Annotated in this window: 22 protein-coding genes; 12 read left to right on the top strand and 10 right to left on the bottom strand. The window is 71.4% G+C overall.

Annotation, left to right across the window (positions count from 1 at the left end):
* Positions 1–15: 15 nt before the first annotated feature.
* Positions 16–1,092, bottom strand: a complete 1,077-nt coding sequence (locus KFLA_RS00755) for an adenosine deaminase (RefSeq protein ID WP_012917836.1) — start codon at positions 1,090–1,092, stop codon at positions 16–18.
* 90 nt (positions 1,093–1,182) lie between these two features.
* The gene (locus KFLA_RS00750; RefSeq protein WP_012917835.1) at positions 1,183–1,644 is read right to left on the bottom strand and encodes a nitroreductase family deazaflavin-dependent oxidoreductase; all 462 of its coding nucleotides are present in this window, start codon (positions 1,642–1,644) and stop codon (positions 1,183–1,185) included.
* Positions 1,645–1,761: 117 nt separating this feature from the next.
* Between KFLA_RS00750 and KFLA_RS00745 the strand changes: the two genes are divergently transcribed.
* Complete coding sequence (locus tag KFLA_RS00745) at positions 1,762–2,463, top strand: TetR/AcrR family transcriptional regulator (RefSeq protein ID WP_012917834.1); 702 nt, start codon at positions 1,762–1,764, stop codon at positions 2,461–2,463.
* Here the strand turns inward: KFLA_RS00745 and aat are convergent.
* Positions 2,443–3,108: a leucyl/phenylalanyl-tRNA--protein transferase gene (aat, locus tag KFLA_RS00740; RefSeq protein WP_012917833.1), complete on the bottom strand. Its 666-nt coding sequence runs from the start codon at positions 3,106–3,108 to the stop codon at positions 2,443–2,445. The two genes, KFLA_RS00745 and aat, sit on opposite strands and share 21 nt — an antisense overlap.
* Positions 3,109–3,157: 49 nt before the next feature.
* Positions 3,158–3,874, bottom strand: a complete 717-nt coding sequence (locus tag KFLA_RS00735; RefSeq protein WP_041289084.1) for an MBL fold metallo-hydrolase — start codon at positions 3,872–3,874, stop codon at positions 3,158–3,160.
* A 155-nt stretch (positions 3,875–4,029) separates the two neighbouring features.
* Between KFLA_RS00735 and KFLA_RS00730 the strand changes: the two genes are divergently transcribed.
* Both KFLA_RS00730 and KFLA_RS00725 read left to right on the top strand, forming a co-directional pair.
* The gene (locus KFLA_RS00730) at positions 4,030–4,725 is read left to right on the top strand and encodes an EcsC family protein (RefSeq protein ID WP_012917831.1); all 696 of its coding nucleotides are present in this window, start codon (positions 4,030–4,032) and stop codon (positions 4,723–4,725) included.
* The gene (locus tag KFLA_RS00725; RefSeq protein WP_237706678.1) at positions 4,726–5,118 is read left to right on the top strand and encodes a VOC family protein; all 393 of its coding nucleotides are present in this window, start codon (positions 4,726–4,728) and stop codon (positions 5,116–5,118) included.
* Between the two features lie 54 nt (positions 5,119–5,172).
* Here KFLA_RS00725 and KFLA_RS00720 read toward each other — a convergent pair whose 3' ends face one another.
* Positions 5,173–5,490: a hypothetical protein gene (locus KFLA_RS00720; protein WP_148256520.1), complete on the bottom strand. Its 318-nt coding sequence runs from the start codon at positions 5,488–5,490 to the stop codon at positions 5,173–5,175.
* Between the two features lie 4 nt (positions 5,491–5,494).
* Between KFLA_RS00720 and KFLA_RS00715 the strand changes: the two genes are divergently transcribed.
* Positions 5,495–5,734 carry a hypothetical protein gene (locus KFLA_RS00715; RefSeq protein WP_041289083.1) on the top strand — a complete coding sequence of 80 codons (240 nt, stop codon included), beginning with the start codon at positions 5,495–5,497 and terminating at the stop codon, positions 5,732–5,734.
* Between the two features lie 110 nt (positions 5,735–5,844).
* On the opposite strand, the gene KFLA_RS00710 is transcribed toward KFLA_RS00715, so the two are convergent.
* A complete protein-coding gene (locus KFLA_RS00710) occupies positions 5,845–6,771 on the bottom strand; it encodes a hydroxymethylglutaryl-CoA lyase (RefSeq protein WP_012917827.1) in 927 nt (308 codons plus the stop codon).
* 160 nt (positions 6,772–6,931) lie between these two features.
* Here KFLA_RS00710 and KFLA_RS00705 point away from each other — a divergent pair, with 160 nt between their 5' ends.
* Positions 6,932–7,576, top strand: a complete 645-nt coding sequence (locus KFLA_RS00705; protein ID WP_012917826.1) for a GNAT family N-acetyltransferase — start codon at positions 6,932–6,934, stop codon at positions 7,574–7,576.
* A gap of 461 nt (positions 7,577–8,037) precedes the next feature.
* The gene (locus tag KFLA_RS38115; RefSeq protein ID WP_202797062.1) at positions 8,038–9,126 is read left to right on the top strand and encodes a hypothetical protein; all 1,089 of its coding nucleotides are present in this window, start codon (positions 8,038–8,040) and stop codon (positions 9,124–9,126) included.
* A gap of 197 nt (positions 9,127–9,323) precedes the next feature.
* Here KFLA_RS38115 and KFLA_RS00695 read toward each other — a convergent pair whose 3' ends face one another.
* The 3 genes from KFLA_RS00695 to KFLA_RS00685 form a co-directional block, all read right to left on the bottom strand.
* Positions 9,324–10,124, bottom strand: a complete 801-nt coding sequence (locus KFLA_RS00695) for a metallophosphoesterase family protein (protein WP_012917824.1) — start codon at positions 10,122–10,124, stop codon at positions 9,324–9,326.
* Between the two features lie 231 nt (positions 10,125–10,355).
* A complete protein-coding gene (locus KFLA_RS00690; protein ID WP_158307253.1) occupies positions 10,356–11,627 on the bottom strand; it encodes a TrbL/VirB6 family protein in 1,272 nt (423 codons plus the stop codon).
* Positions 11,628–11,638: 11 nt separating this feature from the next.
* Positions 11,639–12,550, bottom strand: coding sequence for a DUF8175 domain-containg protein (locus tag KFLA_RS00685; protein ID WP_012917822.1), 912 nt, complete (start codon positions 12,548–12,550; stop codon positions 11,639–11,641).
* Between the two features lie 203 nt (positions 12,551–12,753).
* On the opposite strand from KFLA_RS00685, the gene KFLA_RS00680 reads away from it, so the two are divergent.
* Both KFLA_RS00680 and KFLA_RS00675 read left to right on the top strand, forming a co-directional pair.
* Entirely contained in the window at positions 12,754–13,305 is a 552-nt protein-coding gene (locus tag KFLA_RS00680; protein WP_012917821.1) for a MarR family winged helix-turn-helix transcriptional regulator, read from the top strand.
* Between the two features lie 117 nt (positions 13,306–13,422).
* Positions 13,423–15,003, top strand: a complete 1,581-nt coding sequence (locus tag KFLA_RS00675) for a molybdopterin-dependent oxidoreductase (RefSeq protein ID WP_012917820.1) — start codon at positions 13,423–13,425, stop codon at positions 15,001–15,003.
* Here KFLA_RS00675 and KFLA_RS00670 read toward each other — a convergent pair.
* Positions 14,990–15,595: a TetR/AcrR family transcriptional regulator gene (locus KFLA_RS00670; protein WP_012917819.1), complete on the bottom strand. Its 606-nt coding sequence runs from the start codon at positions 15,593–15,595 to the stop codon at positions 14,990–14,992. The genes KFLA_RS00675 and KFLA_RS00670 overlap by 14 nt on opposite strands.
* A 95-nt stretch (positions 15,596–15,690) precedes the next feature.
* On the opposite strand from KFLA_RS00670, the gene KFLA_RS00665 reads away from it, so the two are divergent.
* The 4 genes from KFLA_RS00665 (at position 15,691) to KFLA_RS00650 (ending at position 20,235) form a co-directional block, all read left to right on the top strand.
* Positions 15,691–16,383: an ATP-binding cassette domain-containing protein gene (locus tag KFLA_RS00665; protein ID WP_012917818.1), complete on the top strand. Its 693-nt coding sequence runs from the start codon at positions 15,691–15,693 to the stop codon at positions 16,381–16,383.
* The gene (locus KFLA_RS00660) at positions 16,380–18,443 is read left to right on the top strand and encodes a YhgE/Pip domain-containing protein (RefSeq protein WP_012917817.1); all 2,064 of its coding nucleotides are present in this window, start codon (positions 16,380–16,382) and stop codon (positions 18,441–18,443) included. The genes KFLA_RS00665 and KFLA_RS00660 overlap by 4 nt, the downstream gene beginning before the upstream one ends.
* A 73-nt stretch (positions 18,444–18,516) precedes the next feature.
* Complete coding sequence (locus tag KFLA_RS36150; RefSeq protein WP_012917816.1) at positions 18,517–19,755, top strand: MBL fold metallo-hydrolase; 1,239 nt, start codon at positions 18,517–18,519, stop codon at positions 19,753–19,755.
* A gap of 93 nt (positions 19,756–19,848) precedes the next feature.
* Positions 19,849–20,235, top strand: a complete 387-nt coding sequence (locus tag KFLA_RS00650; RefSeq protein WP_012917815.1) for a DUF2267 domain-containing protein — start codon at positions 19,849–19,851, stop codon at positions 20,233–20,235.
* Positions 20,236–20,259: the final 24 nt, after the last annotated feature.

Genomic DNA, 20,259 nt, shown 5'->3' with positions numbered 1-20,259 from the left:
CCGGAGGTTGCATGCTCAGGCCAGGTCCTGGTTCGCGGCGTACCAGGGCTTGATGACGTCGTCGATGATGGCGAGGCGTTCGTCGAAGGGCAGGAAGGCGGACTTCATCGCGTTGATCGCGAACCAGCGGAAGTCGGTCAGGTCGTAGCCGAAGGCGTCCGCGAGCAGGGCCAGTTCGCGGCTCATCGAGGTGCCGCTCATCAGCCGGTTGTCGGTGTTCACCGTGACCCGGAAGCGCAGCTTGGCGAGCAGGCCGATCGGGTGCTCGGCGATCGAGCTGGCCGCGCCGGTCTGCAGGTTGCTGCTCGGGCACATCTCCAGCGGGATCCGGTTGTCCCGCACGTACGCCGCCAGCCGGCCGAGCTCGACCTTGCCGTCCGGTCCGTCGGTGCTGATGTCGTCGATGATGCGCACGCCGTGCCCGAGCCGGTCCGCGCCGCACCACTGGATCGCCTGCCAGATCGACGGCAGCCCGAACGCCTCGCCGGCGTGAATGGTGAAGTGCGCGTTCTCCCGCTGCAGGTACTCGAACGCGTCCAGGTGCCGGGTGGGCGGGTAGCCCGCCTCGGCCCCGGCGATGTCGAAGCCGACCACCCCGGCGTCGCGGTAGGCGACGGCCAGCTCGGCGATCTCCATCGACCGGGCCTGGTGCCGCATCGCGGTCAGCAACTGGCGGGCGACGATCGGCCGCTCGGCGTGCGCCATCCCGTGCTCGAACCCGGCCCCGACCGCGTCGACCACCTGCTCCAGGCTGAGCCCTGCGGTCAGGTGCTGCTCCGGCGCGTACCGGATCTCGGCGTACACCACGCCGTCGGCGGCCAGGTCCTGCACGCACTCGCTCGCGACCCGGGTGATCGCCTCGGCGTGCTGCATCACCGCGACCGTGTGGTCGAACGTCTCCAGGTACCGCTCCAGCGATCCCGAGTCCGCCGACTCCACGAACCACTCGCCCAGCTCGGCCGGATCGGTCCGCGGCAGCCGGTGCCCGATCTCCTGGGCCAGCTCGACGATCGTCGCGGGTCGCAGCCCGCCGTCCAGGTGATCGTGCAGCAGCACCTTCGGCGCCGCGGTCAACTGCTCGGGACTGATCATGCCGCCATCTTGGCACTCGGTTCGCGGTCGGCGGTCACGGCGTAGGTCCGTCGCTGATCCGGCCAGGACTGTAGCTGAGCGACGGACGGATCACGCCGGGGTGAGGCGGAAGACCGGGACGCCGGGGGCGACCTCGAGCAGGCGCTCGGTCGGGGAGTCCTTGCGCACGTCCTTGTCGAAGAACGCGCCGACCTCCCAGGCCCACTTCTTCAGGTAGAGCCGCAGGATCTCGGGCTTGTCGGCGTCGGCCAGCTCGACGGCGTGAAAGGTCTCGGTCGTCCGGCCGAGACGGAGCCGGGCCTCGGGGTGCGCGCGCAGGTTGCGGACCCACTGGGTGTGGCCGCGCGGCGCGACCAGGTAGGTCTGGCCGTCCAGCGTGAGCAGGTTGACCGGCGTACTGCGCCACTCGCCGGACTTGCGGCCGCGGACCGACAGGACCCGGCTGCCCATCAAGCTGATGCCGCGCTTGGTGAGGCCCGCCACGATCTTGTTGAACACCAGCATGCTGCGGCTTCCGGCGGTGATCAGGCGGTTCGAGTCGTAGTTCTGCATGGCGGCCTCCCTGTCCGAGAGCGGCGCTCTCTGTTGTGATCAGTGAACAGGGCAAGCCGATCCTTGTCAAGAGCACTGCTCTCGCTTCAGTGCGGTGTTCATGGCAGACTGCTGGACATGAACGCCGGCCGCACCGCACGTGACAGGGCCCGGGCCGAGCTGACCCGGGAGATCAAGGACGCTGCCCGCCGCCAGCTCGCCGCCGAGGGGGCCGAGCGGCTGTCGCTGCGCGCGGTCTCCCGCGAGCTCGGCATGGTCTCGTCCGCCCTGTACCGGTACTTCCCCAGCCGCGACGACCTGCTGACCGCGCTGATCATCGACGCGTACGACGCGCTCGGCGCCGCGGCCGAGGACGCCGCCCGGGCCGAGCAGGACCCGCGCGCGGCCTGGCTCGCGATCTCCCGCGCGGTGCGGTCCTGGGCGAAGGCGAACCCGCACGAGTACGCGCTGATCTACGGCTCACCCGTGCCCGGCTACACCGCGCCGCAGACGACGATCCAGCCCGCGACCCGGGTGGCGGCTGCCCTGCTCGGGGTGCTCTCCCGCGCTCAGGAGGCCGGCGTCCTGGTGGTACCGGCGGACGCGGTGGAGCCCCACGACGTACTGGTGGAGCAGCTGGCCCAGCTGATCGAGGTGGCGCCCGGCGTACCGGAGAGCCTGCTGCTGCGGATGGCCATGGTGTGGACGCAGCTTTTCGGGCTGATCAGCTTCGAGCTCTTCGGTCAGCTGGTCGGCACGTTCGACCCGGCCGACACCTTCTTCGAACTCGCGATCGCCGAGCACGCCGCCTTTGTCGGGTTAGGCGAAGGCGTCGGGTAAAGGCAGTTCCAGGGCGCGCTGGACGCGGCGGACGTACTGGTCGCGGGGGATGGAGACCGCGCCCAGGGTGGCCAGGTGGTCGGTGACCCACTGGATGTCGAACACCCGCTCGGCGGCGTACTTGTCGTCGAGCAGTTCGACCAGACCGGCGACGGCCGCCTTCGAGCCGTCGGTCTTGTGGTGGAACATCGACTCGCCGGCGAACAGGCCGCCGATCGCCACGCCGTACAGGCCGCCGGCCAGCTCGTCGCCGTCCCACGCCTCGACCGAGTGCACCCAGCCCATCCGGTGCAGCCGGGTGTAGGACTCGATGATGTCGCGATCGATCCACGACCCGGGCCGGCGCGGGTCGGCGCAGGCGCGGATGACCTGGTCGAACGCGGTGTTGACGCGAATCTCGTACCGGTTCCGCGCGCGGCGCAGCGAGCGGGACGGGGCGAAACCGGCCACCTCGATCACCCCCCGCTCCAGCGGCGACCACCACAGCAACGGGCCGTGGCTGTCCGGCATCGGGAACAGCCCCCGCCGGTACGCCGCCAGCACGGTCCCCGGCTCCAGATCCGCACCGGCCGCCACCACGTCCCCGGCCCCGGCCACGGCGACCGGCGGGAACTCCCAGACGGAGGCGGGTGGTTCGACAGGCACGCCACCATCCTTCACCCCTCGTCCCGGCAGCCGCACGCCGGGCAGGGTGTCAGAGCGCGACGCGCAGCCCCGGGGTGGCCAGGATCACCGGGCACCCGGCGAGCTGGGCCGCCTCGTCGAGCAGCCGCAGGTGGTCCTGCCAGGCGCGGAGATGGGTCAGCACCAGCAGTCTGGCCCCGGCCCGAGCCGCCAACCGCCCGGCGTCCCCGGCCGTCAGATGCCCGCGCAGCGGCCCGTCCGCGTCGAACCCCGACGCTTCCGCCAGCAGTACGCCGCAGCCGTCCGCGAGCTCGTCCAGCGCGGCGCACGGCTCGGTGTCGGCGGTGTAGCAGAGCACGTCGTCGACCCTGCTCGCCCAGCACTCCAGGTCACCGTGGCGGACCTGGGCCAGCCGGACCTGGAGCGGTCCCAGCTCGAGGTCACCCGCCTGGACGAAGGTGCTGGTGAAGTCGTCGGGATTGCTGGTCAGGACCTCGTTCATGGTCGAGGGCCCGTAGATCCGCAGCGGGCCGCACGCCGAACCCTCCCGGACTGCCTTGGACCGGTAGTACGACAGCTGCGTGACATCGGCCCAGTGGTCGGAGTGCGCGTGAGACAGGATTACCGCGTCGATGTCCTCCGCGGTGGCGTAGCGCTGCAGCGGGCCGGCCGATCCCGCGCCGAGGTCGAGCAGCAGCCGAAAGCCGTCCTTGTCCACCAGGTAGCTGGACGCGCCCGAGTCCGGTCCGGGAGCGGATCCCGCGCAGCCGACCACTGTCATCCTCATCCCGCCAACCTAGCGGCTGCATGGAGCGTGGTGGGGTGCTCAGGGCGCGGTCGGGGTTCGTCCCGGGTGGCGTGGCCGGGGGCGGCACGTAGAGTTGGCAGTGCGCCGCCCGCGAGGCCGGGTGGACGCGCCCCACCGAAGCCTCGAGGAGCACCGTGGCCGGAGTAGCAAGGTTCGTCGCCAGCAGTCTCGCGCCTGCCGCCCAGCGATTCGCGCCGCAGGCCGCCGCGGGCATCCTGCGCCAGGTGCTCGAGATCGCGATCGACGGGTACCAGCGGTTTCCCGGCGCGGAGAAGCTGGCCGAGCAGAAGCTGGCCAAGGCCGACGGCGACGTCGCGGTCGCGATCGAGGCGGTGATCGACCAGCACATCCGGCTGGCCGGCGTCCAGGGCTTCGTGACCAGCGTCGGCGGGCTGGTCACCCTGCCGGTGTCGCTGCCCGCGAACCTCACCGGCCTGGCCGTTGTGCAGGCCCGGATGGTCGCCGCGATCGCGCACCTGCGCGGCTACGACCTCGGCGACCCGCGCGTCCGGACCGCCGTGATCACCTGCCTGCTCGGCGAGGACGGCGTCACCGACCGGCTGAAGAAGGCCAGCCTGCCGACGTCGCCGCTGGCGATCGCCACCGCGCCGGTGTTCGACCCGGAGCTGGACCGGCTGGTCGCGGGCGAGGTGGTCGGCGAGCTGATCGCCCGGGTCAGCGGCAAGCGGATGGCGTTGACGGTGACCCGGCGGGTGCCCCTGCTGGGTGGCGCGGTCGGCGCCGGGGTGGACGGCTGGTCGACGTACCGGATCGGCGAGTACGCCGACAAGAGCCTGGTCCGGCGGATCCCGCGGCCGATCGAGCAGTAGGTGGCCGTGGTCGCGCCGTTGTGGGGACCGACGCTGGACTGCCCGGAACCGCTGGAGCTGGCGACGTTCTACCAGCGGATCTGCGGTGGTTCGATCGCCGCGGCCGACGAGACCTTCGTCGAGTTGCGCCTCGACGGCGTCAGCCTCGGCTTCCAGCGGGACCTGAACCACCGCGCCCCGACCTGGCCCGATCCGCGGGTTCCGCAGCAGTGCCACCTGGACTTCAAGACCGCCGACCTGGACGCGACGGAGGCCGAGGTCATCGCGGCCGGTGCCACCAAGACCGTGCTGCAACCGTCGCCCGCGGTCTTCCGGGTCTACCTCGACCCGGCCGGGCACGCGTTCTGCCTGACCACCTGGGGCACGCCCGCCGGCCCGCCGGAATCCCGGTGACACTGCCGGACGGAGCGTCGGCGTGACCTTGTCCACCTGCGACGGTGCAGCTGGTCAGACGGCGATCAGCAAGGTCAATCTCGCGACGTTGGCGAGGCTCGTGCAGAGCTCGGCCTCCTTCGGCTTCTTCGCCGCGAAACAGCCGAGAGTCCTCATCGTGCGGTAGGTCTTCTGGAACAGCCGCAGATTGCTTGCGGCATCCTGGTACGGCTTCGTCGCCGGCATGCCCTTCAACGCAGCTTCGACCGTTCCCACCACCTTGGACGTCGCCGCGTACACCCGTCCACACTCCACCCGCAGACCATCCGCCGGCACACACAACGAGGTCGGCCCCAGCAAAGTCCGCAGGAGCTGCTTGTCCGCAGCACTCATCTCCGTGACCGACGACGGCGTGACCTTGCTCGGCGTGATCTCGCTCGGCGTGGCCTTGCTGAGCGTGGTCGAGGGCGAGGTGGACGAGGGCGCGGCTGAAGCTGCGACATCGCTCCGGGGCTCAGCACTGGAACCGCATCCGCTCGACACCACACCCACCGCCACGGCGGCGTACGCCACCACCCTGAAGCCAGACGAAGAAGCTCGCATCCCCCGAAGCTATTGGCCTCCCATCGCCCGCTGACCCCGCTGTCACCTTGCGGCCACTGTCCGCCACCCGTCGTCGTCCATTGGACCGGCGACACGGCAGCACGGGTGCGAGGCCACGGCCCAGCGGGTTCGCGCGGGGTCGGTCTAGCCGGCGAGGGCCTGGACTACTCGGCTGGGGGAGGGTTTGCCGAGGTGGGTGGACATCCAGGTGCTGGTGGTGACCAGCTTTTCCAGGTCGACGCCGGTGCGGATGCCGAGGCCGTCGAGCTGCCAGACCAGGTCCTCGGTGGCGAGGTTGCCGGTGGCGGATTCGGCGTACGGGCAGCCGCCGAGGCCGCCGGCTGAGCTGTCGACGGTGGTGACGCCTTCGCGCAGGGCGGTGAGGGTGTTGGCGAGGGCCTGGCCGTAGGTGTCGTGGAAGTGCACGGCGAGCCGGTCGACGCCGACACCGGCCTGGCCGAGCGCGCCGATCAGGTCGATCACCTGGCCCGGGGTCGCCACGCCGATGGTGTCGCCGAGCGAGAGCTCGTGGCAGCCGAGCTCGGCCAGTCGCGCGGTGACCTGGACGACCTGCTCGACCGGTACGTCGCCCTCCCACGGATCGCCGTAACACATCGAGACGTAGCCGCGGACCGCCAGCCCGGCGTCCAGCGCCCGCTCGACCGTCGGCGTGAACATCGCGAACTGCTCGTCCAGGGTGGAGTTCAGGTTCTTCCGCGCGAACGTCTCGGTGGCGCTGGCGAAGATCGCGATCTCCCGCACCCCGGCGGCCAGCGCGCGGTCCAGCCCTCGCTCGTTCGGTACCAGCACCGGCGCCCGTACGCCGCTCGGCAGGTCGAGCGCGGTGAGCAGCTCGGCCGCGTCGGCGAGCTGGGGGACCCACTTCGGGTGCACGAAGCTGGTCGTCTCGATCGTCGTCAGCCCCGCGTCGACGAGCCGCCGGACGAACTCCGCCTTGACCGCGACGTCGACGATCGCGTCCTCGTTCTGCAGCCCGTCCCGGGCGCCGACCTCGTAGATCGTGACCCGCTCCGGCAGTCCCTCGGCTCTGGTCAGCTGCGGTTTCCGCACCCTGTCTCCGTCCCGGCCCGCCGGTCGGCAGGCCTGCTCGGCACCCCGTGCACGCCGGTCCGGTCGTTCGGCGTCGTCGCGGTGGCACCACTGGCAGGACCCGCCGGGAAGCCGGTCCTGGGTCCGGGCCGTGGCGGGGTCTCCACCAGAATGGCCCGTGATGACAACTCTGGCGGACATTCTGCGCGGGATCGAACGCGGCGTCTTCCCGGCCGCCGACCTGACCACCTCGCTGGTGCCGGCGCCGTCGGCCCGCGACACCTGCGTGCTCGGCCTGACCGGCCATCTGGTCGTCGCCGCGGACGTCGCCGGAGAGTGGTTCGCGCAGCACCTCGACGCCGACGACCTGGCCGCGCCGCTCAACCCGCCGTTCCTGTACGCGCTCGAGCAGCTCACCGGCCGCGAGGTCAACGGCATCGACGCGCTGCTGCTCGCGCCGGCCATCACCGATCCCGCCGAACGCGCGCCCCTGACCGCCGACCTCGAACCCTTCACCGACGAGAGCCACCCGCGGATCCGCCGCGCCCGCCGCTACCGCGACCAGGTCCGCGCCTTCACCGACCCGCGCGGCGGCCTCGTGCTCACCGGCCTCGGCGTCGCCGGCCGCCAGGAAGTCGCCATCGAGATCCCCGAGTCCTCCCGCGGCCGGGGTCTCGGACGCCACCTGGCCCGTACCGCCCGCGCCCTCGTCCCACCCGGCACCCACCTCTGGGCCCAGGTCACCCCCGGCAACGCCGCCTCCCTGCGAACCTTCCTGGCCGCCGGCTACACCCCCGTCGGCTCCGAGGCCCTGCTGGTCCGCTGAGCACAGCGTTCCGACCACGAAACGCTTGCGGCTGACAACTCACGGCAGGGCACGAACCGCCGATCAGCTCGGCCGTCGTAGGACCAGGTAGCCACCGTCGTCGGTGGCGGCCACACGGACCAGTTCGGAATCCGCCGCGTGGCCTTCTGCGTCATCTTCTCGGCGGTCCGACCGAACGGTACGGCTCCACCGTGGTGAATCAGCGGTGTATGGCGTAGCCAGGGTCGCTTGACGACGGCTCAGGTCGCTTTCCTGCATGAACAGCAGTCCGCCCGCCGGGCGTGAGCGCGCGTCGGATCACCACCAGCGTCTGCCTATAGGTCGCTTCGGGGAAGAACAGCTGAGCCACGGAGGCGCAGCCGAACGCGTCGGTCTCCTTCAGGTCGCGGACGTTGCAGGAAGCTGTAGACCCCTGAATTCCCGCCAGGGAACGGACCCCGCCCACTTGTACGGTGCGGCGCATGCGGACGTTGATGGCGGGGCCCGCGGGTGTTGCCTATGGGCAGATCTACGTGGTGAGTTCTGCTGAACATTCGGACCTGCCCGAAAGCTTCGCCGGCCAGCAGAACGGATTGTGCGGCGCCGTGCAGGCGGGGGTGTTGTTCCTGAGGACCGGATTGCACACCGGTGAGGTCGACTTCACCGTCGAGCTCCACGACGAGGCGCCGCCGATCGACGAGACCTGGGAGGAGATCGTCGAGGCGTCGTACCGGCCCAGCGGGGAGGCCGCCCTGACAAGCTGGGGCGGCGGAGGCCGCTGGCCGTTGGCGCTGGACGAGGTCGACTACCGCGTCCGCTACTGCGGCTGGGGCATGGACGCCGGTCACCAAGCAGGGCCACCGATGGATGGCGAGCCTCTGGTCGACCGGTACCTCCTCCAGTTCTGGCCTGCACCACCGCAGCCGGACCGGGTCGTGAAACAGACCAGCGCGCAGGCGGCGTACTGGCATGGCGTGGCTCGCGAGACCCCGCCGCCGCCGACTCCGGAGCAGCGTGCGGAGATGGAGCGCGAGCGGGAACGAAAGGCGGCCGAGGAGAGAGCCGCCGAGAAGCTTCGCGGGTGGGGAGGGACGCCGCCCAGTGAGCGCCTCGAGGGAATCTGGAAGGCCTACCACCTGGCGCTCGACTACCGCCCGATCATGGATGCCGCGGAGCGTGCCGATCCGCAGACGCAGTGGGCGGTGACCAAGTGGCTCGTCCACCGGATGTGCGTCGAGGCCGATCTGATCCAGTTCGCGTGGATCACCGACGCGTTGGAGCGAGTGGACCACGAAGAGCACGCCTGGCAAGCACTCCGGATCCCGGTCGACGCCTATGACCCGCCGCTGCCCGCAGGCGGCAGCCTGTTCGCCCTCGCCGGCTGGAACCACAACCTCGACGTTCCGTCGAAGGCGATGACGATCTTCGGGCCGTTCATGTACGACGACCGGCTGGAAGCGGTGGTCGACGCGCTGTGGATTGCCCGCGACGTGTTCGGACGAGACCGGGCGCGGGCTTTTGTGCCGGACCTCTGGGACTCGTTTCCCCCCTTGCGCGCCGCCCAGGGCTGATCGTCCGTCACCCCGAGTGGGACGCGCAGCACCTCGACGCCTACGACCTGGCGCGCCGCTCAACCCGCCGTTCCTGTGCGCGCTGGAGCAGTTCACCGACGAGAGCCACTCCCGGATCCGCCGCGCCGCCGCTACCGCGACGAGGTCCGCGACTTCACCGACCCGTGCGGCCGCTGGGGCCGGCTCGGTGCTGGTGCTCAGGACCCCGCGGCCGGGACGGACCGGCGGTGGTACGTCGGGGCGGTGCCGGCGTAGAGGTCGCCGCGGTAGATGCCGTGGATGATCTCGGACTGGTAGCCGTTGAGCTCGGGCATGCCGAGGGTGCGAGCGATCTCGAGCTCGGCGGGGGCGTCGTACGGGACGCGGACGAACTGGATCGAGAAGGGCGCCTCGTCGAGGGTGTCGGGCACGCCTTCGAGAATGACGTAGACGGGGGTGGGGTCGCCCATGCTGTTGCCGACGCTGCCGGCGTTGAACACGGTGCGGCGGTCGAGGTCGACCTCGTAGAAGGGGTCGTGGGTGTCGCCGTAGCCGACGACGGTGGGCACCGGGCCGTCGCCGGTGGCAGGGGTGTTCTCGAACAGGCCGAGGAACTCCTGCTCGTCGTGGTCGAAGCGGACCCGCCGGTGCACGCTGGTCGCGGAGGCGTGGAACAGGCGGATCCGGCGGCCGCTGAGCACGAAGTCGTGGCAGAACGGCAGGCTGCGCAGCCACTTCCACTGGTCCTCGCGCAGCTCGTTCTTCCACCAGCGCAGGCCCTCGCTGTCGTAGCCGCGGTCGGGGTCGGGCAGGAAGTCGTCCCAGTTGCCGAGGATGTTCACCTCGCACACCTCCTGGCACCGGTCGACGACGGCCTGACCGCGCGGTCCCTTGCCGACGTAGTCGCCGAGGTTGAAGATGCGCCGGATCCCCCGGGACTCGATGTCGGCGAGCACAGCCTCCAGCGCGCTCAGATTGCCGTGCACGTCGGAGATCAGGGCGATACGTTGCAAAGGCATGCGCCTATCCTCCGCCGTCCCGTACGCACCCCGCGCGACCGCCCCCGAGCGGGGATCCGCTCGGCGGCGCGGTCGGGCGGTGCGCCGGAGGCGGCCGGGGGCAGGGTGTGGGGCGCGGGCGGGGAGCAGGGCGGTGGCCCGGAGGCGCGGCAAGGGCGGCGGGGCGCCGGAGGCGCGGGTGGGCCGGAGGCGCGGGTGGGTCGGGCGGTGTACTGCGAGCGGGTGGCAGGGTCAGCGGCTGCCGGTGGGGCCGGTGGGTTGTTCGGTTGGCTGGGCGGCGGTCTTGGTGGTGCGGGGTGGGCGGCGGGAGGTCCAGCCTTGACTCCCGCCGCCCGTGCTGGAAGAACCGCCTCCGCCGGGCTCGCCGGCCGAGTGCGCGGCGGCGCCCGCCAGCGCGCCGCCCGCCTTCTTGGTGGCGTTGAGGGCGGCGCCCGCCGCGGCTGAGCCTGCTGTCACGGCGCCGGCCGCCGCTGAGCCCGCTGTCACGGCGCCGGTCGCGCCGCCTCCTCCGCCTCCGCCTCCGCCACCGGCCCGACCGGCGGAGGCCGAGCCGAACACGGACCGCCCGGTGCTGATGGCGCCGGAAGCGAAGCCACCGGGGTCGGCCAGACCGGCGCCCGAGCCGGCCGCGCCGCCCGCGACGGCCGACGTGACCGGTACGGCGAAGCGGAGCAGGGCGGGCAGGGCGAAGAGCGCGAGCAGCATCATCATCAAGCCGGTGAGGGCACTGACGAGCCGGTTGCCCGGGCCCGGGTTCACCCCGGCGTCCCCCAGTTCCAGTGCGGCGGCGTACACCAGCGCGGCAGCGGGTTTGTAGGCGATGAACGCCAGCGCCCAGGCGCAGTACTTGCGGAACCAGGCGCGGCCGACCTCGGTGTTCGTCGCCGCGGCGGCGAGGGGGAAGGTGCCGGCCAGCAGCACCAGCATCGCGGAGCGGATCAGCAGCAGCACCACCTGGACGACCGACGCCATGAAGACGGCGACCCCGACGAACATCATCGCGATCAGCGGCATCGCGTTCACCGGCGCGGACCCGGCGCCGGCGAGCACGAGCGCGCCGACCGCCTTGTCGAAGGTCTGGCCGGGCTCCAGCGTCCTGTCCATCACGTCCTGCGCGAACCAGTCCGAGACAGAGATCAGCAGCTGCAGGAACGCGGCGCCGGCGCCGGTGACCAGCACCAGCGTCAAGGTTGCCTTGAGCAACTGCCGGAGCGGCTCGGCGCGCTGCTCCCAGGCGAGCCGGACGCCGGTGATCAGCACGGCGATGCAGAAGATCGTGCCGGTCACCCAGAGCACGTTGTCGTGCAGGGTCTGGACCGGTCCGTTGAGCGTCCAGTCCGAGCCCTGCTGGGTCGCCAGCGTCGGGCTGTCGATCCGCACCCAGAACGTGGCGACCGCCTCCAGCCCGGTGGTCGCGGTCTCACCGACCTTGGCGGCGAGGCTCTCGAACTGGTTGGTCACCAAGGTGGCGAAGCCTTCGCGGATGCTGCAGGACAGTTCCATCGGGCCGCACATCAGATCCCCCTCCAGGTGACGAAGTCGTCGAGATCGCGGTGCTGGGCGAACGGGGCGCCGAACGGCCGGCCGGGACGGGGCGGAACCACGCGCCAGTCCCCGCGGTGCCAGACCAGCGTGAGGTTGGCGCTCATGTACTCCGACTGAACCGGCAGCGCGAGCAGGACGGTGACGCGGTCCCGGGTGGCGTCGAGGATGCGGAAGCCGGCCAGTTGGGTGGCTTCGTCGCGGGAGCTGGACGGGCGCTGCTTGCGCAGCTCGCGCAGCAGGCTGTCGGTGTCCGGGCCGGGCAGCATCAGCTTGCCGGCGGTGGGCACGGCCTGCCGCTGGTCGCCGACCGCGGCGACCGCGTTGTACGCCGCGAACAACGCACCGGTCGGCGAGTGCGCGAAGCAGCGGCGGAAGCCGTCTGGATCGACCTCGGCCGGCCCGTGGGCGGCGGAGCGCGGCACGACAACGCGGCGGCTCACCTCCCACCCGTCCACGGCCGGCGCCTCCGTCGGCACCACTTGATCGCCGTCGGCCAGCCCACACGCGCTCCGCCCGGGATCGCCCGCACCGGAAGAATTCGCGGACGCTGGATCGGACGCCGCCGGGTCCGGGCTTGCCGGCCGGGCGGCGTTCACGCCGGTCGAGCCGGGGTCCGCGGTGCCGGAGTCGCCTTGCGCAGCCGGATCATCGGCGCGGCCGTCGGCCGGATCGGCCGGCCAGCCGGTGGCATCGGCCCTCCCGTCGCCAGGCTCGGCGCCGGCCGCGTCGCTTCCCGCAGCCGGCGTACCGGGCGAGGTGGCGAGGTCGGTGACGACGAGGGCGCCGCCGCAGAGCAGGATCGCGCCGAGCACGAGGCAGGCGGCGACGAAGCCTCGGCCGTACGGTGAGGTGGCTTCCGGGCTGGTTTCCTGGTCGGTCATGGGACCCCCGATCGATGCCGGTAGAACGAAGTTCTAGGCTGGCAAAGATCGATCGACCGCCGCGGAAGTTATCCACAGGCGACGGACGCTACGCCGCAGGGTCTCGAAGGTCACGCTCGGTTTTCCATCGATCGTGTCTCGACCTGTAGCCGATAAGTCACCCCGTGTAGCGAAGTGATCGGGTCAGCTAATAGAGTCCGCGCATGACCATCGCGCCTACGCTTAGCTCGCCCCTAGCGCTCGCCGATGCAGAACCCACTCACGTCACCGAACCCTGGGACAACGACGTGATCACCGCGTACGGCCTGCTGCGCGAAGCGGCAGCCGAACTCGATCACCTGATGCGCCATTCCCTGAAGCGCAGTGGTCTGCAAATGGCAATGTTCGAACTGTTGCTGCGGCTTGCCCGCAGCCACGGGGAGAAGCAGCGTCTCACCTCACTCGCCCGGGAGCTGACCGTCACCACCGGCGGCATCACCCGGCTGGTCGACCGTGCCGAGAACCTCGGCCTGGTGCGTCGGGAGCCCTGTCCCGACGACGCCCGCGGGTCGTTCGCGGTTCTCACGGAGGAGGGCAAGCGGCGGCTGCGCGAAGCGCTGCCCGACCACCTCCTGGAGATCGACAGCCTGTGGACGTCCCAGCTGGCCGACGAGCGCGACCTCGTGCTCGGCAAGCTCCGCCGGGTCCGGGACAACGCCCGTCGCTGGCCGAACGGCCGGCCCGGCCTCGGCCCCATCACCTCCGACCGGATCTGACCCTCGTGGCCGGGTCCGCCCGTGGGGTGGGCACCGGCCGCACGACCCGTATTACCCGCTCCTAACGGATGTGGCGCCCGGCTGGTGCCGGGCGCCACCGAGCGGGATGGTTGAGCTGTGAACCAGCCCCACGCCCCGACCGATCGCCCCCTCGACGCCCCGGGCGCAGGTTCCACCGACAGCTCCCCGCGGCGACGGACCGGGCTGGTGCTCCGGGCCGCCCTCGGCGGGGTGCTCGCCGCGCTGGCCGGACTGGCCGCGGGCAGCGTCGCCGCGGCACTTCTCGGCACCCGGCAGACGCCGGTGGTCGCGATCGGCTCCGCCTTCATCGACCGGGTGCCGCCGTGGCTCAAGGACCTGGCGATCTCGCTGTTCGGCGTGCACGACAAGACCGCGCTCCGGGCCGGCATTCTGATCGTGCTGCTCGCGCTCGCCGCGGTCGGCGGCCTGCTCGCCGTCCGCCGCTACTGGGCCGGCGCCGCCGTGGTCGTCGTACTCGCCGGCATCGCCGTCCTTGCGGCCGCGACTCGGCCCGACTCCGGTCAGACCGGCTTCGTACCCTCGCTGGTGGCCGGGCTCGCGGCGCTTCTGCTGCTCCGCCTGTTCTCCCGGCGGCTGGCCGGCCTGCGCACCGATCCCGACGACGGCGTCAGCCGGCGCGGGTTTCTCCAGCTGTCCGCGGGGGTCACCCTCGGCACGATCGCGATAGGTGCCCTCGGCAAGGTTGTCGGTGGCCGCCGGGCCGCCGTCGCCGAGGCCCGCGAGGGCCTGAGCCTGCCGTTGCCGCCGAGCACGGACCCGCCGGCCGGCGTACAGGCTCCGGGTGCGGCGCCGTGGGTGACGCCGAACGACGAGTTCTACCGGATCGACACCGCGCTGTCGGTGCCGTTGATCATGCCGTCGGACTGGCGGTTGCGGATCCACGGCCTGGTCGGCCGCGAGCTCGAGCTGACCTTCGACGACCTGCTCGAGCGGCCGGTCGTGCACCAGTGGGTGACGCTGACCTGCGTGAGCAACGAGGTCGGCGGCGACCTGGTCGGCAACGCGCTCTGGTCCGGCGTGCTGCTCAAGGACCTGCTGGCGGAGGCCCGACCGGCCGGGAACGCCGACGCGATCCTGTCCACCTCGAAGGACGGCTTCACCGCCGGTACGCCGCTGAGCACGCTGCTGGACGACCGGCAGTCGATGCTCGCGTTCGCGATGAACGGCCAGCCGTTGCCGCTGGAGCACGGCTTCCCGGTCCGGATCGTCGTACCGGGTCTGTACGGCTACGTGTCGGCGACGAAGTGGCTGACCGACATCGAGGTCAGCCGGTTCGACCGGTTCGAGGCGTACTGGACGCCGCGCGGCTGGTCCGAGCTCGGACCGATCAAGCTGTCCTCGCGGATCGACGTACCGCGGTCCAAGGCGCCGGCCGGCCAGGTCACGGTCGCCGGCGTCGCCTGGGACCAGCACGTCGGCGTCTCGAGGGTCGAGGTACGGGTGGACGGCGGCGCCTGGCAGGAGGCGACGCTGGCCGCTGACCCGTCGACCGACACCTGGCGGCAGTGGCACTGGAGCTGGAACGCGACCCGCGGCAACCACGTGCTGCAGGTCCGCGCGTTCGATGCTCAGGGCAATCCCCAGGTCGAGGCCCAGGCCCCGCCCGCGCCGAACGGCTCGACCGGCCTGCACAGCGTGGACGTCAACGTCGGCTGATCGCGTCCAGCACCATCGGGAGGAAGGTGTGCTCCAGCGAGCCCGCCGGGACCTCCTCGGGCTCCAGCAGCGTCTGCGCCCGCGCGCCCTCGTGCAACGCCGTCACCAGTCGGACGAACTGCTCGGCCGGCACGCTCAGCCGTAGCCCGCTGGTCCGGCTGATCTCCTCGACCAGCTCGGTCAGCCGCTGACGGAACACCGTCCGCTGCCGCACCAGCGCCTCGGCGGCTGCGGGGTTGCGCAGGGCGTGCAGCGTGAACTCGGTGGAGATCAGGTGCCACTGCCGCTGGTCCGGCGCGGCGTCGTCGAGCAGGCCGAGCACAGCGTCCAGCAGGGTGCCGGGCTGGTTCGCCAGGTCGGGCAGCAGCGCGGCGATCTGCTCCAGCAGGCGGTCGGTGGTCGCCTCGAAGAGTGCCAGTACCAGCTCGTCCTTGGAGCCGAAGTTCGAGTAGAAGGCGCCGCGGGTGAAGCCGGCCCGGTCGCAGATGTCCTCCACCGAGGCACCGTGGAAGCCGCGTTCGGCGAAGACCTCCAGAGCACCTTCCAGCAGACGGGCCCGCGTGGCGGAGCGGCGGCGCTTGGGCAGTGGCATGGCCTTAGGATACAGTTCTGTATTGGATACACAACTGTATTGAGTCCGGAACGCTCCACCTGCGGAACGCTCCAGATCGGAATCGGGGAACTGTCATGCAGCTGAGGGCCTACGCGATCGGCGTGCGCGGTCCGCACGCGCCGCTGCTGGACGCCACGTCGGTCGACGTGCGCGACCACGAACTCGTCCTGCTGACCGGTTATCCCGGCCCGGGCCACGTCGCGGCCTCGCTGGCCCTCTCCGGCCGGCTGATGCCGGACGGAGGTGAGGTGAAGCTCGACGGCAGGAACGACCCCGCCGTACTGCGCCGCCGGGTGGCCGTCGTCGACGCACAGGGCGTCACCGAGCCGGACGACGCGCTGCCCGTGCGGTCGGTGGTCGGCGAGGAGCTGGCGATCGCCGGGCGCAAGGCCGGGGCGAAGGCGGTGCAGGCCTGGCTCGACAAGCACGGCGCCGCCGAGCACGCCGGCAAGCGGTTCGAGCACCTGCCGGTCGACGTACGGACGCGGTTGCTGGCCGAGTTGACGGCCGCGCGGCCGGACGTGGCCGTCGTGATCCTGACGATGCCCGACCGGTTCGGCGGGGATCCGCAGGGCTGGTACGGCGTCGGACGCGAGCTGGCTGCGCGCGGTCACGGCGTGATCGTGACGTGCGCGGAGGCGTCGGCGCGGCTGCTCGGCGTACCGGCGGCGCGGATGGGCGCGGTCGACCAGCCCGAGCCGGTGAAGGTCGAGGCTGCGCCCGCCGACGGCGGCAATGACTCCGAGGAAGCAGAGGACGACGCATGACCTCCATCCGGATGGCGCTGAGCGAGCTGCGCCGGCTGACCTCCGGCCGGTTGCCGAGGCTCGCGGTGGTCGCGCTGCTCTGCGTCCCGATGCTGTACGGCGGGCTCTACCTCTACGCCAACCACGACCCGTACGGGCGGCTCGGCAAGGTGCCGACGGCCGTTGTCGTCGAGGACACCGGCACCACCTTGTCCACCGGCGAGAAGCTGGCGGTCGGGCCGCAGGTCGCCGACGAGTTGGTCAGGTCGAAGAGCTTCGACTGGCACCGGGTCGACCGGGCCGACGCGAACGCGGGAGTGGCCGACGGGCGGTACGAGTTCGCGCTGGTGCTGCCGAAGACGTTCTCGGCGGACCTGGCGTCGAGTGCGGAGTTCGAGCCGCGGCAGGCGACACTCGAGCTGACCACGAACGACGCGAACAACTACCTCGCCCACACGATCGCGAACCAGGTGGTCGCGCAGGTCACCAAGACGGTCGCGGCGCAGGTGAGCGAGACGGCGGCGAGCAAGCTGCTGGCCGGCTTCAGCACGATCCACGGGCAGGTCGCCAAAGCCGCGACCGGCGCCGGGCAGCTCCAGAGCGGGCTGACCTCGGCAAACAAGGGTGTCGGCCAGCTGCAAAGCGGCGCGAACCAGCTCTACACCGCGCAGAAGCAGCTGTCCGCGGGGGCCACGAAGTTGTCGAGCGGCGTGAGCCAGGCCGGCAAGGGGGCCGCTGAGCTCGCGACGGGCGCCGGCCGGCTGAGCAGTGGACTCGGGACCTTGAAGGCGAAGACGGCCGGACTGCCCGCGCAGACCAAGGCGCTCGCGAACGGCGCGGATCAAGTTGCTGACGGCAACGAGAAGATCGCCGGGGTGGGCCAGCAGGTGGCGACCGCGTCCAGCACGCTGCTGACCGACCTGACCAAGCTGGACGCAGGCCTGGCGGACCGGTTGAGGCAGCAGGGCTTCACGCAGGCGCAGATCAACCAGGTGCTCGCCGAGACCGCGAAGCTGCGGACTCCGGTCGTCACCGCCAACACGAAGATCCAGGCGACCTCCAAGCAGCTCAACGAGCTGGCGACGGGGGCGCGCAAGGTGTCCAACGGCGCCGCCGCCCTGTCGAAGGCAACGCCCGCTCTCACGTCCGGGATCAGCACCGCCGCGAACGGCGCTGCGCAGCTGAACACCGGCGCGAAGCAGCTGAAGACCGGGCTGGGCACGCTGCAGACCGGCGCGTCCCAGTTGGCGACCGGCGAGCGGCAGGCCGTCACCGGCCAGGGGCAACTGCTCACCGGGGTGAACAGCCTCGCCGGGGGCGTCGGCAAGTTGAAGACCGGCGCGACCGAGCTGAACACGGCGCTCACCAACGGCGCCAAGCAGATCCCGGACCCGTCGCCGGAGGCCCGCAAGGCCGTCGCGGAGACGCTCGGCGCGCCAGTCGACCTGCAGAACACCTCGCAGGCCACGGCCGACAGCTACGGAGCCGGGCTGGCGCCGTTCTTCCTCAGCCTCTCCTGCTGGATCGGTGCGTACGTGCTGTTCCTGCTGGTCCGGCCGCTGTCCCCGCGCGGTCTGGCGGCGCTGCAGTCGCCGTTCCGGGTGGCTCTCGGTGGCTGGCTGCCGCCGGCGCTCTTCGGCGCGATCCAGGCCGCGCTGGTCTTCACCGTGGTGATCTTCGGCCTCGGCATCGACACCACGCATCCCTGGCTGACGGCCGGTTTCCTGATGCTGACCTCGCTGACCTTCGTCGCGATCCTGCACGCGCTGTCCGCGTGGCTCGGGGCCGTCGGCAAGTTCCTCGGCCTGGTCCTGATGGTGATCCAGCTGGTCAGCGCCGGCGGCACGTTCCCGTGGCAGACGATCCCGGCCCCGCTGTACTTCTTCCACCACGTCCTGCCGATGAGCTACGCCATCGACGGCGTCCGCCACCTGATGTACGGCGGCCCCGGTCTCTCCCTCGGCACGGACCTGCTCGTCCTGCTCAGCTGGCTCGCCGCCGCCCTGCTCGCCTCCACCCTCGCCGCCCGCAACCAACGCGTCTGGCCCGCCAAGAAACTCCAGCCCGAACTGGCCTTGTAGTACTCCGGACTGATTCACGGCAGGCTGACTGGGTACCTCCGGCCATCACAGTGGCGAGGACCAGGAGCTCACCATGGACAGCATCACGTTCGGGGGGACGGCGACGACCTTGATCAGGTTGGGGGCGTTCACCGTGCTGACGGATCCCAACTTTCTGCACAAGGGGCAGCGGGCTTACCTGGGCAAAGGGCTGTGGAGCCGGCGGTTGACCGAGCCGGCGGTGGTGCCGGCCAATCTGCCGGTGCTGGACGCAGTAGTTCTATCGCACCTGCACGGGGACCACTTCGACCGGGTGGCTCGGCGTGAGCTGGATCGAGCGGTGCCGCTGGTGACGACGGAGCCGGCGGCGAAGCGGCTGCGGAAGTACGGGTTCGCGACGACCGGGTTGCCGGTGTGGAGCAGCTTCGAGCTCACCCGGGACGACGAGTCGCTGACGGTCGAGGCGTTGCCGGGCACGCACGCCCGCGGGTTCATGCGCGCGCTGCTGCCGCCGGTGATGGGGTCGATGCTGGTGCACCGGCGGCAGGGCGAGGTCCAGCGGCGGCTGTACATCTCGGGTGACACGCTGAGCGGCGACCACCTGGACGAGATCGGGAGCCGGTACCCGGACATCGACGCGGCGATCGTGCACCTCGGCGGCACCCGGGTGCTGTTCTCCACGGTGACGATGGACGGGCGCGAGGGGCTCGACTGTCTGCGCCGGGTGCGGCCGAAGCTCACCGTACCGGTGCACTACGACGACTACGGGGTGATGAAGTCGCCGCTGTCGGAGTTCCTCGACGAGGTCAACCGGGACACCGAGGACTGGCAGATCGAGGCGCCCGCCCGCGGCGAGACCGTCGAGCTCGGGACCAGGGACGGCCGGGCCGAGGGCGATTCGGTCGCGGGTCGGCTGACCGGCGCGTCCGTCGACGAAGCGGGGCTCGGGCTGACCTGGTGGTTCGGGTGTGAACCGGCGACCGTCTGGGCGGCGCTCAGCCGGCCGGAGCTGCTGGGCGAGTGGTTGGGCCCGACGGTGCTCAGCGACACCGACTTCGGCGTGTTCAGCACCCGCTGCCTGGACGACGACGTGGAGCGGTCCGGCACGGTGGTCACCTGCAACCCGGAGGTCTCGCTGCACGTCGAGTGGTCCGAGCCCGGCGGCCACCCGGACCGGATCGGCGCGAAGCTGGCTCCGGACCAGCGGGGGACCTTGCTCACGCTGACCCTCCAGGACAAGTCGCGTGCCGATGCGGCGGCGTACCGGGCGGTGTGGGAGCAGCGGCTCGAGCGGCTGGGCCGGGTGGTGGGCACAGAGGCCCTTCGCCGGTGACCGGTGGGCGCATAGCGCGTGAGCCACGGGGTACCGATCCCTGCCCGGACGTACGCCGGGTGCTCAGTGCGGGTTGACGATGGCGGTGATCGGATGAACTACGACGAGGCACTCACCAAGGTCCAGCGTGCCACCGGAGTCTCCAGCCGCGAGGAAGCCCAGCAGCTCGCCCTGGCGTTCCTGCGCACGCTGGGCGAACGGCTGTCGGGCGGCGAGACCTTCGACCTCGCCTCCCAGCTACCGCTGCACCTGGCCGAGGCGCTGCCGCCGCTCGGCTCCGGCGAACCGTTCGGCGTGCAGGAGTTCTACCGCCGGCTGGCGCACCGCACCGGCACGGACGAGCAGACCGCCGCGCTGCACACCCGCGCGCTGATGTCGCTGCTCCGCGAGGCGGTCACCGGTACGGCGTACGCGCACGTGCTGGCGCAGCTCCCGCAGGAGTACGCCGATCTGGCGACCGGCCCGGCAGCTCGGGAGTGAGACTGCCGGGCCGCTCCCTCAAGC

This window comes from Kribbella flavida DSM 17836 (assembly GCF_000024345.1).
In the GTDB taxonomy this organism is placed as follows: Bacteria; Actinomycetota; Actinomycetes; order Propionibacteriales; family Kribbellaceae; genus Kribbella; species Kribbella flavida.
Note: the sequence above shows the minus strand (reverse complement) of the source record. Positions and strands in the feature narration are given on the sequence as shown.

Excerpts from the sequence above, each read along its gene's own strand:
- KFLA_RS00755 (WP_012917836.1), bottom strand. The coding sequence starts at position 1,092 with ATGATCAGTCCCGAGCAGTTGACCGCGGCGCCGAAGGTGCTGCTGCAC.
- KFLA_RS00750 (WP_012917835.1), bottom strand. The coding sequence starts at position 1,644 with ATGCAGAACTACGACTCGAACCGCCTGATCACCGCCGGAAGCCGCAGC.
- KFLA_RS00745 (WP_012917834.1), top strand. The coding sequence starts at position 1,762 with ATGAACGCCGGCCGCACCGCACGTGACAGGGCCCGGGCCGAGCTGACC.
- KFLA_RS00735 (WP_041289084.1), bottom strand. The coding sequence starts at position 3,874 with ATGAGGATGACAGTGGTCGGCTGCGCGGGATCCGCTCCCGGACCGGAC.
- KFLA_RS00720 (WP_148256520.1), bottom strand. The coding sequence starts at position 5,490 with ATGAGTGCTGCGGACAAGCAGCTCCTGCGGACTTTGCTGGGGCCGACC.
- KFLA_RS00705 (WP_012917826.1), top strand. The coding sequence starts at position 6,932 with ATGACAACTCTGGCGGACATTCTGCGCGGGATCGAACGCGGCGTCTTC.
- KFLA_RS38115 (WP_202797062.1), top strand. The coding sequence starts at position 8,038 with ATGCGGACGTTGATGGCGGGGCCCGCGGGTGTTGCCTATGGGCAGATC.
- KFLA_RS00695 (WP_012917824.1), bottom strand. The coding sequence starts at position 10,124 with ATGCCTTTGCAACGTATCGCCCTGATCTCCGACGTGCACGGCAATCTG.
- KFLA_RS00690 (WP_158307253.1), bottom strand. The coding sequence starts at position 11,627 with ATGGAACTGTCCTGCAGCATCCGCGAAGGCTTCGCCACCTTGGTGACC.
- KFLA_RS00685 (WP_012917822.1), bottom strand. The coding sequence starts at position 12,550 with ATGACCGACCAGGAAACCAGCCCGGAAGCCACCTCACCGTACGGCCGA.
- KFLA_RS00680 (WP_012917821.1), top strand. The coding sequence starts at position 12,754 with ATGACCATCGCGCCTACGCTTAGCTCGCCCCTAGCGCTCGCCGATGCA.
- KFLA_RS00670 (WP_012917819.1), bottom strand. The coding sequence starts at position 15,595 with ATGCCACTGCCCAAGCGCCGCCGCTCCGCCACGCGGGCCCGTCTGCTG.
- KFLA_RS00665 (WP_012917818.1), top strand. The coding sequence starts at position 15,691 with ATGCAGCTGAGGGCCTACGCGATCGGCGTGCGCGGTCCGCACGCGCCG.
- KFLA_RS00660 (WP_012917817.1), top strand. The coding sequence starts at position 16,380 with ATGACCTCCATCCGGATGGCGCTGAGCGAGCTGCGCCGGCTGACCTCC.
- KFLA_RS36150 (WP_012917816.1), top strand. The coding sequence starts at position 18,517 with ATGGACAGCATCACGTTCGGGGGGACGGCGACGACCTTGATCAGGTTG.
- KFLA_RS00650 (WP_012917815.1), top strand. The coding sequence starts at position 19,849 with ATGAACTACGACGAGGCACTCACCAAGGTCCAGCGTGCCACCGGAGTC.